At 34.8% G+C, this 15,402-nt stretch carries 16 protein-coding genes; 14 read left to right on the top strand and 2 right to left on the bottom strand.

The window, feature by feature from the left end; all coding sequences use genetic code 11:
- Positions 1-63: 63 nt before the first annotated feature.
- From CN288_RS01425 to CN288_RS01415, 3 genes are all read left to right on the top strand, one after another.
- Complete coding sequence (locus tag CN288_RS01425; protein ID WP_026591787.1) at positions 64-402, top strand: DUF485 domain-containing protein; 339 nt, start codon at positions 64-66, stop codon at positions 400-402.
- A 2-nt stretch (positions 403-404) separates the two neighbouring features.
- On the top strand, positions 405-1,955 hold the full coding sequence (locus CN288_RS01420; protein ID WP_026591786.1) for a solute symporter family protein: 1,551 nt from the start codon (positions 405-407) through the stop codon (positions 1,953-1,955).
- A gap of 186 nt (positions 1,956-2,141) precedes the next feature.
- Positions 2,142-3,497 (top strand): aspartate aminotransferase family protein, encoded by a 1,356-nt coding sequence (locus CN288_RS01415; protein ID WP_098301739.1) that lies wholly within the window; start codon positions 2,142-2,144, stop codon positions 3,495-3,497.
- Positions 3,498-3,547: 50 nt separating this feature from the next.
- Here CN288_RS01415 and CN288_RS01410 read toward each other — a convergent pair whose 3' ends face one another.
- On the bottom strand, positions 3,548-4,705 hold the full coding sequence (locus CN288_RS01410; RefSeq protein ID WP_026591784.1) for a cation:proton antiporter: 1,158 nt from the start codon (positions 4,703-4,705) through the stop codon (positions 3,548-3,550).
- A 301-nt stretch (positions 4,706-5,006) separates the two neighbouring features.
- On the opposite strand from CN288_RS01410, the gene CN288_RS01405 reads away from it, so the two are divergent.
- Both CN288_RS01405 and CN288_RS01400 read left to right on the top strand, forming a co-directional pair.
- Positions 5,007-5,840, top strand: coding sequence for a MerR family transcriptional regulator (locus CN288_RS01405; RefSeq protein ID WP_026591783.1), 834 nt, complete (start codon positions 5,007-5,009; stop codon positions 5,838-5,840).
- Between the two features lie 97 nt (positions 5,841-5,937).
- A complete protein-coding gene (locus CN288_RS01400; protein ID WP_098301738.1) occupies positions 5,938-7,293 on the top strand; it encodes an MATE family efflux transporter in 1,356 nt (451 codons plus the stop codon).
- A gap of 20 nt (positions 7,294-7,313) precedes the next feature.
- Here CN288_RS01400 and CN288_RS01395 read toward each other — a convergent pair whose 3' ends face one another.
- A complete protein-coding gene (locus CN288_RS01395; protein WP_026591781.1) occupies positions 7,314-7,991 on the bottom strand; it encodes a DUF421 domain-containing protein in 678 nt (225 codons plus the stop codon).
- A gap of 180 nt (positions 7,992-8,171) precedes the next feature.
- Between CN288_RS01395 and CN288_RS01390 the strand changes: the two genes are divergently transcribed.
- From CN288_RS01390 to CN288_RS01345, 9 genes are all read left to right on the top strand, one after another.
- Positions 8,172-8,753: a YdcF family protein gene (locus tag CN288_RS01390; protein WP_098301737.1), complete on the top strand. Its 582-nt coding sequence runs from the start codon at positions 8,172-8,174 to the stop codon at positions 8,751-8,753.
- Between the two features lie 112 nt (positions 8,754-8,865).
- Entirely contained in the window at positions 8,866-9,183 is a 318-nt protein-coding gene (locus tag CN288_RS01385) for a DUF4870 domain-containing protein (protein WP_098301736.1), read from the top strand.
- Between the two features lie 125 nt (positions 9,184-9,308).
- Entirely contained in the window at positions 9,309-10,043 is a 735-nt protein-coding gene (nfsA, locus tag CN288_RS01380; protein ID WP_026591778.1) for an oxygen-insensitive NADPH nitroreductase, read from the top strand.
- Between the two features lie 385 nt (positions 10,044-10,428).
- Positions 10,429-11,400, top strand: a complete 972-nt coding sequence (locus CN288_RS01370; RefSeq protein ID WP_098301735.1) for an ArsR/SmtB family transcription factor — start codon at positions 10,429-10,431, stop codon at positions 11,398-11,400.
- A complete protein-coding gene (locus CN288_RS01365) occupies positions 11,391-12,200 on the top strand; it encodes an ABC transporter permease (RefSeq protein WP_026591776.1) in 810 nt (269 codons plus the stop codon). Before CN288_RS01370 ends, CN288_RS01365 begins: the two co-directional genes overlap by 10 nt.
- 10 nt (positions 12,201-12,210) lie before the next feature.
- A complete protein-coding gene (locus tag CN288_RS01360) occupies positions 12,211-13,194 on the top strand; it encodes an ABC transporter ATP-binding protein (protein ID WP_026591775.1) in 984 nt (327 codons plus the stop codon).
- Complete coding sequence (locus CN288_RS01355) at positions 13,191-13,994, top strand: ABC transporter permease (RefSeq protein ID WP_026591774.1); 804 nt, start codon at positions 13,191-13,193, stop codon at positions 13,992-13,994. The genes CN288_RS01360 and CN288_RS01355 overlap by 4 nt, the downstream gene beginning before the upstream one ends.
- A gap of 132 nt (positions 13,995-14,126) precedes the next feature.
- A complete protein-coding gene (locus tag CN288_RS29360) occupies positions 14,127-14,303 on the top strand; it encodes a hypothetical protein (protein WP_231503931.1) in 177 nt (58 codons plus the stop codon).
- Between the two features lie 61 nt (positions 14,304-14,364).
- On the top strand, positions 14,365-15,156 hold the full coding sequence (locus CN288_RS01345) for a GNAT family N-acetyltransferase (protein WP_244525425.1): 792 nt from the start codon (positions 14,365-14,367) through the stop codon (positions 15,154-15,156).
- The last annotated feature ends 246 nt before the right edge of the window (positions 15,157-15,402 follow it).

The following is a 15,402-nucleotide window of genomic DNA, read 5'->3' as shown; positions in this document are numbered from 1 at the left end:
TTATATTTTTGTAGAGGCGAGGGAGAATTTTATTTAAAGAATGAAGGAGAGGGGAGAGGGCGAATGAAACGAGATAGTTCGGCACGTAAGTTACAAGGGGAGGTAAATTATACAGAAGTCGTTCAATCAGAAGAATTTCAATTATTGCTAGAAAAGAAGCGGAAATTTATTGTTCCGATGAGTATTTTCTTTTTAAGTTTTTTTATTGCATTGCCGATTTTAACTTCTTATTCAAAGGTATTAAATACACCAGTATTTGGTGATGTGACATGGGCTTGGGTTTTTGCTTTTGCACAATTTGTTATGACGTGGGCGTTATGTATGATCTATAGCAAAAAAGCAGAATCGTTCGACGAGACTTCACAAAAGATTCTTCAAGATATACAAAAAGGGAGGGGATAAACTTGAATACAACGGCGTTTGCACTATTTTTGATTATCGTCCTTGGTACGCTCGTCATTACATACTTTGCATCGAAAAAGACGAAAAATGCGAATGAGTTTTATACGGCAGGAGGAGGCTTGACTGGGTGGCAAAATGGTCTGGCCATTGCGGGGGATTATATGTCAGCTGCTTCTTTTCTTGGAATTGCAGGGGCAATTGCATTAACTGGATTTGATGGGTTCTTTTATAGCATAGGCTTTCTTGTTGCTTATTTAGTTGTATTATATCTTGTTGCCGAACCACTTAGAAACTTAGGGAAATATACATTAGCTGATATGATTGCAGCTCGTTTTGATGCGAAAAAGGTACGCGGAGTTGCAGCTTTAAATACGATGACAATTTCAATTTTCTATATGATTGCACAACTTGTGGGAGCAGGAGCACTTATTAAATTATTATTAGGAATAGAATATACGACATCTGTTTTAATCGTTGGGACGTTAATGACGGTATATGTAATTTTTGGAGGTATGACAGCGACGAGTTGGGTACAAATTGTCAAAGCTGTCTTACTAATGGCGGGAACATTTGTTATTTCAGTAATCGTATTTGCAAAATTTAATTTTAGCGTGACAGAAATGTTTGCGCAGATGAAAACGGCAACACCTCTAAAGGAAGCTTTTTTAAATCCAGGTGTGAAATATAAGGATGGTTTAGATACGCTTTCTTTAAATTTAGGTCTTGTTCTTGGGACAGCTGGTTTACCTCATATTCTTGTTCGTTTTTTCACTGTTCGTGATGCTAAAACAGCACGTCAGTCTGTTGTATATGCGACATGGTTAATTGGTGCATTTTATATTATGACGATTTTCCTAGGCTTTGGTGCAGCTGCATTTGTAGGGAATGCTGCGATTATTCAAGCAAACCCAGCTGGTAATATGGCAGCACCTTTATTAGCAAAAGCACTTGGTGGAGATTTCTTATTTGCTTTCGTTTCTGCAATTGCATTTGCAACGATTTTAGCTGTTGTGGCAGGTCTTGTATTAACAGCAGCTTCTGCATTTGCACATGATTTTTATAATGAGATCATTCGTAAAGGTAAAGCAACAGAAAAAGAACAAGTATCAATGGCGCGCTATGCTTCAATTGGGGTAGCGGTATTATCTATTATTTTAGCGCTATTTGCTCAAACATTAAACGTTGCATTCCTCGTGTCGTTAGCGTTTGCCGTTGCTGCAAGTGCGAACTTACCGGTTATTTTGTTTACAATTTATTGGAAGCGTTTTAATACAACAGGAGCGATTTGCGGAATGGTTGTTGGTTTAGTTTCAGCTATTGCATTAGTGGCACTGAGCCCAAATGTTTGGAGTCCTGAGGCTGGAAAAGCAATCTTTGTCGGAGAAGCGTTATTCCCTTACACAACACCTGGGATTGTTTCTATTCCACTTGGATTTTTAGCAGCGTACTTAGGAACAATTTTCTCAAGCAAGAAAGAAGATGCAGCGAAGTTTGATGAAATCCTTGTCAAATCTAATACAGGTCATGGGGTTAGTGATGTGTCTACGCATTAAGAAGAAAGAGAGCTTTCCAGTTTCTTGGAGAGCTCTATTATTTTGGGGTTTTGCTTAAAAATATTACGCTGCAGTTGGTAGGATTTGTTTCGTTCATGTGGAATGAAAATAAATAGAGAAAACTTTACCTCATCATGGCACCAGTACAGCTTGAAGAAATATAAGTTGTTTTGGAAGGTGGAATGTATGGTGAAAACAAAACAAACAGATATGTTATTAGCAAAGGATGAAAAGTATGTTTGGCATGGCATGCGCCCTTTTAGCCCAAATAGCACAATGGTTGGGGCAAAAGCCGAAGGATGTTGGGTGGAAGATATAGAGGGGAAACGATACTTAGATGGTATGAGTGGGCTTTGGTGTGTGAATAGTGGGTATGGAAGAAAAGAACTTGCTGATGCAGCGTATGAGCAATTGCAAACACTATCATATTTTCCAATGTCTCAATCACATGAACCCGCAATTCAGCTTGCTGAAAAGTTAAATGAATGGCTTGGAGGAGAATATGTTATTTTTTTCTCTAATAGTGGATCAGAAGCTAATGAAACGGCCTTTAAAATTGCAAGGCAATATTGTGCACATAATGGGCAACCACATCGTTATAAATTTATGTCACGTTATCGCGGTTATCATGGCAATACAATGGCGACGATGGCAGCGACAGGACAAGCGCAGCGTAGATATCAATATGAGCCGTTTGCGTCAGGATTTTTACATGTGACGCCGCCAGATTGTTACAGAATGCCAGGGGTGGAATCGCAAAACATTTATGACATAGAGTGTGTGAAGGAAATTGACCGTGTTATGACGTGGGAGCTAAGTGAAACGATAGCTGGATTTATTATGGAACCAATTATTACAGGTGGTGGTATTTTGATGCCACCTCAGGATTATATGAAAGCTGTTCATACAATTTGTCAAAAACATGGAGCTCTACTTATTAGTGATGAAGTAATTTGTGGTTTTGGACGTACTGGAAAAGCGTTTGGTTTTATGAATTATGATGTAAAGCCTGACATTATTACAATGGCAAAAGGGATTACAAGTGCATACTTACCATTATCAGCAACAGCAGTGAAGAAAGAAATTTATGAAGCGTTTAAGGGGACTGGAGAATATGAATTTTTCCGGCATATTAATACGTTTGGCGGGAATCCAGCTGCTTGTGCGTTAGCACTTAAAAACTTAGAAATTATGGAAAATGAAAATTTAATTGAGCGTTCTGCACAAATGGGATCGCTTTTATTAAAACAGTTAAAGGAAGAGATTGGAGATCATCCGTTTGTTGGAGACATTAGGGGAAAAGGCTTATTAGTTGGTATGGAGTTAGTAAATGATAAAGAGACAAAAGAACCAATTGATAATGATAAAATTGCAAGTGTAGTGAATGCTTGTAAAGAAAAAGGGTTAATCATTGGACGTAACGGAATGACAACAGCAGGTTATAATAACGTGTTAACATTAGCGCCACCGCTTATTATTTCAAGTGAAGAAATTGCTTTTGTTGTCGGGACATTGAAGACAGCAATGGAACGTATTTCATAGTAAAAAGCAAGCCGTATAATGGCTTGCTTTTTCATTTTGCTACAACTGTCTTATGCACTTTGTTTTAATTGTCTATCTTTTACGCCAAATGAATATTTTAACATTGGCGGTGTAATCATTGTAGTTAAAATAACGACGATAACGATTGCTGTAAAGTAATCTTGTGCTAGTAGTCCAGAAGTAAGCCCCTGTCCTGCAATAATAAGAGCGACTTCACCACGTGAAACCATACCAGATCCGATAATTGTAGAAGATTGGAAATCAAATCCTGTTATACGTGCTCCGAATCCGCAACCAATTAGCTTTGTTAACACAGCAATGATTGTTAATGCTAAGATAAACCATACTTTATCTCCAATCCCTACAAACGTAATGTTCATACCGATACTTACAAAGAAGATTGGGACGAACATTGCATAGGCAATTGGCTCTACTTTCTTTTCTACTTCATGTTTATAATCCGTTTGAGAAATTGCAATACCTGCTGCAAATGCTCCGATAATACCAGCGATTCCTAATAGTTCGCCAAAATATGCAAAAGCGAAACAAATGATAAGGGCTGCGCTAATAATAGATTCTGATACGCGTAGTGGCGATAACCAGCGCATAATCAGTGGAACACCTTTCCAACCAATTAAGATAATAGATGCGAAGAAGACCACTTTTTTCAAGATGATTATAGTTAAGCTTACATCAGCTGATCCTAGGAAACTCATAGCAAATGCTAGTAAAATAACAACAAGAATATCATCAAAAACAGCCGCACCTAGCATCGTTGTACTTTCACGCGTCTTCATTTTTCCTAAATCACGAAGTGTTTGTACAGAAATACTAACACTTGTTGCACATAGAAGTAATCCTAAAAAGACCGCATTTGCTTGTTCCATTCCCATCACAAGACCTGCAACGTAACCACCTACAAATGGGAGAACGATACCACCAACAGCAACAGCTAACGAAGAATTACGATTTTCATTTAGTTCTTTTAAATCTGTTTCTAGACCTGCCATAAACATAAGAAGAATAACTCCTACTTGACTTAACTGTGTGAGTAAGTCGGAGTTGTTAATTAAACCGAATACAGCCGGACCTATTACAATACCAACGATTAATTTTCCGAGTACGGAAGGTTGACCTAATCTGACACTAATGTCACCAGCAATTTTTGTACTTAATAAAATTAACGCAATTTGAAAGAAAAATTCCATCTCATCTCCCCTTTTCCTTTTAGTTTTTTTATTATACGATTTCTCGGGATTTGCTTAATGTAAAACAATATGTAACACACATTAAACAAGAGGTCTTTATACGAGTTCTTTTGAACTTGTAATTTGAACTCGTGATAAATATATAATAATTTTCAAGAAAAATCAATGCTAAATTGGCATATTTTAATTTGGATGATTTATTTTGAATAAGGAATATATGTCTATATAATGAAGGAGACGAAAAAGAAAAATAAATTTGTTTTAAGAAATTAATTTATTTGATAGAAATGGAGTAAGAAATATGTTATTTAATCAGCGGTTTACAATTGGCGAAATGGCGAAAATGCATAATGTTGCAGAATCAACATTGCGATATTATGACGAAAAAGGGATTTTCCATCCATCAGTTGTTGATCCACAAACAAATTACAGATATTACACAATTGATCAATTTTCGCTCTTAGATACAATTAAATTTTTACGTCAGTTAAATATTTCTTTAAAGGAAATAAAGAAGTATATTGATGAAAGAAATCCATCTTATGCTTTAAATTTGCTGGAAAAACAACAAGAAATGATGTTGAAGAAACAAAGGGAAATTGAATATTCGTTAGCAAAAATAAATCATAAAATCGAAATGATGCAAGAAGCTACCGCATCAAAAGTGAATCATGTAACATTTAAGAAATTATCAGAAAGAAAAATTACTGCATTGTCAATTGCACCAAATGTAACGGACGATATGCTCGAGTATTATATACATTCGCTTCAAAAAAATATGAAGCAAATTGATGATAGTTTATTTTCAGGGGATATTGGCGTAACAGTGTCAAAAGAGGGCCTTTTTCAAAATAAATTTCAAGAATATAACAGCATTTTTATTTTGCTGGATTATATGCCGTTTCAAGTGGATACTGCAGCTGCTATTCAAGAAGGAATGTTTGCCTGCTCCTACCATCATGGTCCATATGAAGAAACAGATGGGACTTATAGGGAGTTGTTAAAAACAATTGAAAGAAAAGGATATAAAGTATCAGGAGATGCAATTGAGCTTGCATTGATTGACTGGTCTGTGACGGAGAATCCAGAAGAGCAGGTTACAGAGATACAAATTCCAGTAATAAAAAGGAAGTAGCGGTTGTATAACAAAAATGTATTTTTATTCTCGCTTGACTTTCAAGTAACTTGAAGGTTTAAAATGTGAACAGAGAATTGTAAAGGAGCATTTTGTTATGGAAACAACTGAGAAATTAAGAGATAAACCAATAAAAAGTTTATTTCTATCATATTTAATACCAGCGGTTCTTGGAATGGTATTAATGTCCGTGAATATTGTAATCGATGCCGTTATGATTAGCAGGGGCGTCGGAGCGAATGCTTTAGCGGGAGTAAACGTTGCTATCCCAGCCTTTTCCATTTTCTTTTCTATATCATTGTGGATTGGGATGGGCGGAGCTACACTATATTCCATAGCGTTAGGTGAAAATAAAATTGAGCGAGCGAGATCAATTTTTACACAGTCTATGACAGTAGCTGTGGTAATTGTTGGTGCTTTAATGGTCATCTGTTTATGGAGAATAGAAGATTTAGCTTATTTATTTGGAGCTAATGAAGTAATTCTGCCGTACGCATTAGATTATCTAACTGTATTATTAACATTTGGAATGATATATGTACTAGAAAATATTTTAAGTACGTTTATACGAAACGATGGCAATCCAAATTTAGCGATGGCAGGACTTGTTGTAACAGCGTTATTAAATATTGTTTTTGACTATATTTTTATTTTCATATTTGGCTGGGGGGTAACTGGTGCAGCTGCAGCTACAATTTTATCTGCAGCAATTGGTTTTCTTGTTTTATTAAGCCATTTCTTTAGAAAAAACAGTATTTTAAAATGGACGAAATTTCATTTTGAATGGGATACAGTTAAGCAAATCATGGTGATTGGTTTTCCGAGTTTTACAACAGAGATAACAGTAGCAATTGTAACGATTGGCTTTAACATAGCTTTTATTCAATATGCTGGAGAACTAGGGGTCGCTTCTTATGCGATGGTAAATAGTATTCACTCAATGACTTTGTTATTGTTCTTTGGTGTTGGAGCGGCTTTGCAACCAATTGCAAGCTTTCATTATGGTGCAAATTTACCTGAGCGGTTAAAAGAAGGACTAAAATTTGCAGTGAAAACAGCTGTTGCACTTGGATGTGTAGCAATTGTGATAGGGTTATTCTTTGGGAAATATATCATCGGATTGTTTGATGTTCAGTCGACAGAATTACTTATGCTAACGGTAAACGGGATTAGTCTTTTCTTTATTCAATATGTATTTTTAGGCTATAACATCGTGTACGGAGAATATTTTCAGTCAGTAAGACAAACGACAAAATCAGTCTTAATTATTTTAAGTCGCGGATTATTATTTATTATTCCATTGCTTTGGATTATGCCAAAACTGTTTGGAGTGAACGGAATTTGGCTTGTAATGCCGGCTGCGGAATTATTAACAGCGATTATTGTATTTGGAATGAATCGTATGTATAATCCGGTATCAGTACGAAATATAGAAAGAAAACATGTGGCATGATAGAAATCCCCTTAGCGTATTTAAGGGGATTTCTTATTTTTTAGGCTAATTGCAAAAGAGCCTTCAGTTTCTTGTACAGAAGCAAATGCAATGTTTTTTATATCTTCAAATCCTTTTTCTAGTAACTCTTTCCGAAGCCATTTTTCATTTTTATGAATTAATTTTAAATTATCGTATTGAATTTGTGCATCAACGATAAGGGCAATTGGTAACCCTGCATATTTTACATCTATATGCATATCTTTTGGAGTGAGAGGGACAAGCTCTCTTTTTGGTAAAATACTAATGGCGCCATTGGCTTCTAAAATGGCATATTCGATTTCATGTACGCTAGGATATCCTGCTACGCGAAGATTGGAAAGTAATTCGGCAATGGGATATCTACTTTTTTTTAGATTTTCAAAAACAATATCGCCATGTTTAATTAAAATAATGGGGTGACCGAGAATAAAACGATTTAGTTTATTTAGCAAGCTTAATTTTGTAATAAAAAGATGGAGGCATGTAATAACAATCATACCTACAATAGCTTGCAAAGCACTATCAACGGGAACAGCTCGAAAAGCTAAATAGGATAAAAAGATAATTGCCCCGAAATCGTGTGGTGTAAGCTGTGCGAGTGCTGATTTTCCTAGTAGTTTAAGCGAGATAAGAAATAATAAAAAGAATAATGTTACATTACATAAAAAAACAATCAATGTTTGCACCCCTTAATGCAAATTCACATTATAAATTGTGTATACCTTATCCAATATTCCCTTATTCATTACAAATATTACTTTTCGATACTGAATTAGGATATCTTTGGAAATTGGAACTATACAAATAATTGCGAGGATATTATGATGAAAACATAGAAAAAGTAGGGGTAAATATGAATGTACAAGAAGAAAAAGTTAATAAGGTATAGTTTAATTTTGATGATGATTATAGTAGGTTATATGGGTGTTTTACAATACAACATTTATAAACATGGCCATATGAAAGCGCCAGATGATGTAGACTACATGATTCTTTTAGGTGCGAAGGTGAAAGGAACGGAGCCTTCCTATTCTTTACAATACCGCATCGATAAAGCCGCGGAATATTTAAAGACACATGAACAGACGATTGTAATTGTATCTGGTGGGAAAGGAAAAGGAGAAGCTATTTCGGAAGCGCTAGCTATGAAACAAGGATTAATGAAGCAGAATATTGTAGAACAAAGAATTATTATGGAAGATCATTCAACAAATACAGACGAGAATATTGAATTTTCAAAGGCACTTATTCCAGCAAATAAGAAAAAAGGGATGATTGTTACAAATGACTTTCATATGTTTCGAGCTAAAAAAATTGCTATAAAACAAGGATTGAAGGTAGATGGACTTGCCGCTAAAACGCCAAAACCTATTATCATTCAGTCGAATGTTCGAGAATATTTTGCTATTACACAGTATTGGCTAATGAATCGCATATAGCGATAAATCTTACAAAAATGTAATCTGAGTGAAAGGTAAAGCGATAGTTCCTAAAGTAGTTGCATGACATAATAAAGGTAACAAAAACAACGAAACTTTAGGGGTGAATCGTATGAAAGGCAATAATATTTTATCTTCTCTTTGTTACTTTAGTCTTTTCTTTGCACCATTTCTATTTCCGATCATCGTCTACTTTATTGCAGAGGAAGATGTGAAATATCATGCGAAAAAAGCATTGTGGACACATATTTTCCCATATGCAATTTTGTTTGGGGGAATAGCATTTTCGGGTGTATTCGGTTTAAGTTTTGGAGAATCAGCAAGTGTTGGAATTGGCATGATTGTAACATATGTAACGTTTGCAATTGTAGGAATTTATTATTTCGTTTGGAATATTGTAAAGGGTGTTAGAGTATTGAAAGCAGCTTAAATAACTGATTATGTCAGGAACGAAAAAGGAACATAGTATATAGAAATTTTTAGCTGGGCATAAATGTTGAGAAAAATGAAACAAATATGTTAATTTTCACTAATAGGAAATAAGGAGGTTTTATGATGAGTGAAATTATAAATAAAATGGAACAGCATACATCAGTTCGTAAATATAAACAAGAACCGATTTCAAAGACTACAGTTGAGAGAATGGTAAAAGCAGCTCAGCATGCAGCATCATCACATTTTGTGCAAGCATATTCTGTTATATATGTAACAGATGAATCATTAAAAACACAATTAGCAGAGCTATCTGGAAATCGTCATGTAAAAGATTGTGCAGCATTTTTTGTTTGTTGTGCTGATTTAAAACGCTTAGAAAAAGCATGCGAGAAACATGGGACAGAGATTAAATATGATGGTGTAGAGGACTTTATTGTAGCTACAGTAGACGCATCATTGTTTGCGCAAAACCTAGCACTTGCTGCAGAATCACTAGGATATGGTATTTGTTATATTGGTGGAATTCGTAATAATCCAGAAGAAATTAGTGATATACTTCATTTACCAGATAAAGTATATCCAGTGTTTGGAATGACAGTTGGAGTACCAGATGAAAAGCATGTAGTGAAACCGCGCCTACCAGTTGAAGCAATTTTACATGAAAATGCATATGTCGAAAATAAATATGATGAATTACTAGAAGAATATGACCGAACAACGAATGAATATTATAAGGGAAGGTCTACCAATCAAAAGGATGTAACATGGACAGGGTCAATGAGTGCTTTTATGTCAAAAGAGAAGCGCATGCATATGAAGGGATTTTTGAATGGAAAAGGGTTTAATAAAAGATAAAGCTTGGAAAGCAAATCCGAAGAGTGAGGATTTGCTTTTTTATTTAAGCAGGAGAAGCCTTTTGGGTTTCGAATATGTATCAGTGTGTTGAAAGTAAAGGATTTGAAATTATTCCAGCAGTTGGTTCGTCTTATGTCGAAATTGCAGCTGAAATCATCAAGCAAACTTAATTTGTTTGATGGGGGAGAGGAGAAAGAAACATTTCTATATTTTAAAAACATGAAAGAATTTAATGAGAAGAACTTTGCGTAAGCTTAGGTCTTTTTTTTGTGAAAAATTACTGAATTTCCATTGACGTTTACATCACAGGTTGTTAATATACTGAATAATTTTGCAAAATTATAAAATTGATTCGATGGAAAACGAATCAAAGAGAGGGGAATTTATGTTGCAAGTTACATCATGGTTTCAGCGACATGTCAAAGTTGTATATTCACCATTTCGCGAAATGCTAGTAAGTTTACATGTTTTATGTAATCCTGTTCATCATATGAAACGATTAGAGTGGGCGGAAGATGTATTAAATCAAATGAAAGAAGAAGAAAGAGAAATTATGCACGCAATTAATAATGCGAGTGATGATTGGTTTCGTTTTATAGATTGGTGCTCTGAGTTTCAGCAAGAAGCTTATGTAGAAGAGGGAATTGAAAAATTACGAGTATCAGATAGAAAAAAGTTTCAGGAAATGTTCCCAAATATAGAAAAAGAGATCGTATGTGATTTTTTACTTCAGTATCATCAACGTTACTTTGCACGGGAGTTGTTTCGGATTGAACCATGGTTAGAACAATCTGTATACGATGTGAAAGAAATAATGAAACAAAATCCGATGTCTCTTTCTAGAAAATTGCATCCGAGATGTTTAATTGATGAAAAGGAGATAACTTTTTTAAAAGCTCGTACGTGGCAATATTGTTATGAGGATTTATCAGCAATTACGTTATATCCATCAACTTTTGTCGCGCCTCATTTATTAATAGATAACCTTATTTCAACACATATAAAAGTATATTATGAAGTGCAAATTACATCGTCATTTGCAGATGAGGTACCGAAGGATCTTTTAGGAATTTTACAAGCGATTTCAGATGAAACGAGATTAAAAATGTTAAGAGATTTATCCTTTCAATCTTTTTGTACACAGCAATTAACAGAGCGATATAGTCTTACAAAATCAACGGTTTCCAGTCATTTGAAAATGTTAGAGTCTACAGGGCTTATACAAAAGGAACGAAAAGGTTATTACGTATTTTATAAAACAAATCGAGAACGATTAGAACAAATTCGTGTTGATTTAGACCAATTTATGGATTTCCCAATTGTTCAAAAATCGGAGGAGGGAAGAACATGTGGCTAACATTTAAGGCTACATTTCGTCGTGATTTCTATACGATGCGTAGAGCATATCCATGGTCATTTTTTCTAGGGCATATTTTAACTGGTGTATATATCGTATTGTTTGCTTATTTAACGTATCATTTTATGTTTCAAGGAAAACTAGATGTTAACTTTGCAAAGCTAGGGAAAACGGATGATTATCTTTCTTATGTTATATTAGGAGCGGTTTTTTATTCATTTTCTGTTTCTCTATTAATGATTGTGAGCAGGACACTAATAACCGAACTGCGTGAAGGGACACTTGATGTTTTATTATTAACGCCATCATCTCGGCAAGGATATTTTCTAGGAGCAGCTGTACAAGGAATATTGCGTGTGGGACTTGAATTCATCGCAATTTTTATTTTTGGTTTGTTTTTTGGATTACAGTTTCGAGAAATAAATATGATACCTGTGGTACTTTTGTTAGTTATTTTCTTCTTTGCAATATTCGCCCAAGCGTTAGTATTGGGTGCGTTTATGCTTTATTTTCGTGATACATATTTAACACAGAATACGTTGTTTATTTTTATGAGTCTTGTGGGTGGAGTCTTTTTTCCAGTAGGATATCTTCCCGCATTCCTACAACCTATGAGTTTATTCATGCCGCTCTCACATGGTTTATCAGCATTTCGATTGTGCATGATTGAGGGAGGAAATATTGCTTCCATACAAAATGAACTTCTGTGGTTATTAGGATTAGGGATAGCTTATTTTATTGCAGGTGTATGCACGATGAAACGAATGGAGAAGTATGTGATTGAAAAACATTTTGCATAGGGGGATTCGTATGATACAAGCAAAACAACTTGTAAAGCGGTATGAGTTGAAAGAGAAAGTAGGTTTTTTTCGTAAAAAGAGAAGAGTAGTTGAAGCGGTAAATGGCTTAGATTTAACTATTCAAAAAGGAGAGATTGTAGGATTGCTAGGTGTGAATGGGGCTGGGAAGACGACAACGATAAAAATGCTAGCAACGCTTCTGGAACCAACTTCAGGTACGATTGAAATTGATGGTATAGATAGCACGAAGCAAGATTTATTTGTAAAGAAAAAAATTAATATGATTGCAGGTGGAGAACGCATGTTATATTGGCGTTTAACAGGGAAAGAAAACTTGCAGTACTTTGGAAGTTTGTATGGATTAAAAGGGGTTGAATTAGAAGAACGTATTCAGTTCCTCTTACAGCAAGTAGAGCTAAAGGAAACAGCTAATATGCCTGTAGAACGATATTCAAAAGGAATGAAGCAACGTTTACAAATTGCAAGAGGCCTTATTAATGACCCAGACTATTTATTTCTTGATGAACCAACATTAGGACTAGACGCCCCTGTAGCGAAAAAATTGAGAGAAATGGTAAATCGTTTGGCAAAGGAACAAAATAAAGGGATTTTGTTAACGAGTCATTATCTTGAAGAAGTAGAGGAACTTTGTGATCGGCTTTACATCATTGAAAAAGGTCGGCTTCTTTATGAAGGAACTCCTGAAAACATTATCCAATCGATTGTCCGTGAATATCACTTAGAAATTGTAATTCCAGAAATGCAGGATGAAATGATAGGACGATTAGAACATTCTTTAGGGATGAAAGAAATTCAACATGAAAAAGAACAGATAGGTGAACATATACGTTATCAATTGAAAGCGTCTTTTGATATGACAACAACGGTTTTATCATTATTAACAAAATATCAAATTCGTATAGTACAGTTAGAAACACATAAAGCAAGGTTGGAAGACGCGATATTACAAATTGCAAATGAGGTGAGTGCATGAATATATTTTTGGCGGAATGGAAAAAGAGTCATCGCAATCATTTTCATAGTAAGATGGTTTATTTTTCTTTGTTCATTTGGCCGGTGTTACTTTTTGCAACTGCTTATTTTTCGGTGAAGCCATTTGATACCTCAAATAGTAGTCCACTTGCCAAATGGATGGATCCAAAGCAGATTAGTTTTTTTCTCCTTACAGGTTATATTGGATATGTTTTCTTTTGGAGCCTCGTTCAATCGGCATGGCAAATGTCATGGGAACGCCAAAATGGAACACTTGAACTTATCTTTTTAACACCAGCCTCGCGTGTATGGATGATGTATTGCCGGGCAGGTGCAAATTTAATAGAAGGAGTATGGATGTTTACGATGTTTTCGATTCTCATCGCATTGTTTTTGAATGACAGATCGATACCACCAGTTGAAAATATCGTATTTGCTTTTATGATTTTATGTATTTCAGCTGTTGTGTGGGGAGGTTGCTTAAATACGATTTTTTTATTTTCACGAGATGCTAGTATTCTATTTACAATATTAGAAGAACCGATGCAATTTTTTGCAGGTGTACGTATTCCAGTTGTTGTATTACCACTATGGGGCAAAGTACTAGCAGCTTTGTTTCCATTAACGTATGTACTTCAAATTTTCCGTTCATTATTAATGGAAGGTAAAAATATTATAAATGTACTTCCAGAGTTAGGGTTATTAGCTAGCTTATTAATTATTTTAGTTGGCATATCATACGTGCTTGTTCGGAAAGCTGAAAAGCATGCAAAACGAACAGGAAATATGGTTTTATTTTAAGGAACGGAGAGAGGAATATTTCGAGGTGCAGCGGCATTATGTAAAAATAATGATGGGAAATGAGATAAGCTAACCTTTGAGGGGTGTTGTATACGGGAAGTAAAAGAGGAAACGGGATAGGATGTTCATATTTTGTACTATGAGATCGAAATAATTGGAGGAAATAAAGAAAAATGTGATCCAGATGAGTTAATTTGTGAAGTGGATTGGAAAAGAAGTGAAGGGATAGAAGGTATTACCATTTTATTTCTAGAAGATAGAAAGTTATTGCAGAGATTTATAGATTGTACAGCAAGTGATGAAACCTAAGCTCTGATAAATAGGAAGGGAAAGAAAAAAGATGATATACGAATTGCAGAAAAACAAGTTTATGAATTGCAAACATCTTCTAGACAAGGAAAGGCAAATTGAAGTGCAAGCTATCATTGAAGGTAATAATTCGGGCCGCATATTTGTAGACAATGTAAGCGAACCACGGTCTGGTTTAGTTTGGCTTGGAAATTTAGACGGTTTTATATTTATTGGTGATGCAAATAATACAATGTTTAACCTTGAAATAAAAAAAGTTTTAAGGGAACAAATTGCACAAGAAGCAGCCGGTTTGGACTTGAAGTGGTTTGAAGGATTTGGTTATCAAGTAGGATGGGATCGTACAATTAGAGAAATATTGTGTGAACAATCATATGAGGAATCCAATCAAAAAGTATACAAATTATATGAGGGTGCGTATAAAATATATAATGAACCAACGATTGATGAGACATATACAGTATTAAAAGTAACGAGGGAAAATCTTGCAACATACTCTTTGCTCGAACAATCATTTTTCGTTTCACAGATTACATCATTTTGGAATTCGGTGGAATTATTTTTTGAAAAAGGAATAGGGTATGTGATTTTGTATGAGAATCAAGTGGTGAGTCTTTGCTTTTCAGGATTTGTAAGTGAGAATACGCATACGGTGAATATTGAGACAATTCTAGAACATCGAGGGAAGAATCTTGCCAAGAAAGTCGCGCATGCATTTGTTCAAGAATGTTTCAAACAAGGCTATGTACCTTATTGGGACTGTATGGAAGTGAATAAACCTTCAATTGCTATAGCGGAGAGCTTAGGGTTTACAAACCTGTTTGATTACATCGTATTTGAGTATCAATTTTAATTTGAATAAAGAAAATAAGAAATACCCCAAGGAAAAAAGAATGTATTTGTTCTTTTTCTGTTTGGGGTATTTTTGTTACGATATAATAGGATTTTTAACATGAATAAAAAAATTGATGTAGAAAAGCGACTTATACAAGTCATTTTTCTTTATAAAATATGTAATGCCAAAAAGATGAAAGAAATAGGATTAATGAAAAAGGTTTCATGCTAATGATTTGAGCAAGTATACTGCCCAGAGGGGTCT

The organism is Bacillus sp. AFS023182 (assembly GCF_002560575.1).
In the GTDB taxonomy this organism is placed as follows: Bacteria; Bacillota; Bacilli; order Bacillales; family Bacillaceae_G; genus Bacillus_A; species Bacillus_A arachidis.
This window is presented reverse-complemented; position numbering and strand designations above follow the sequence as displayed.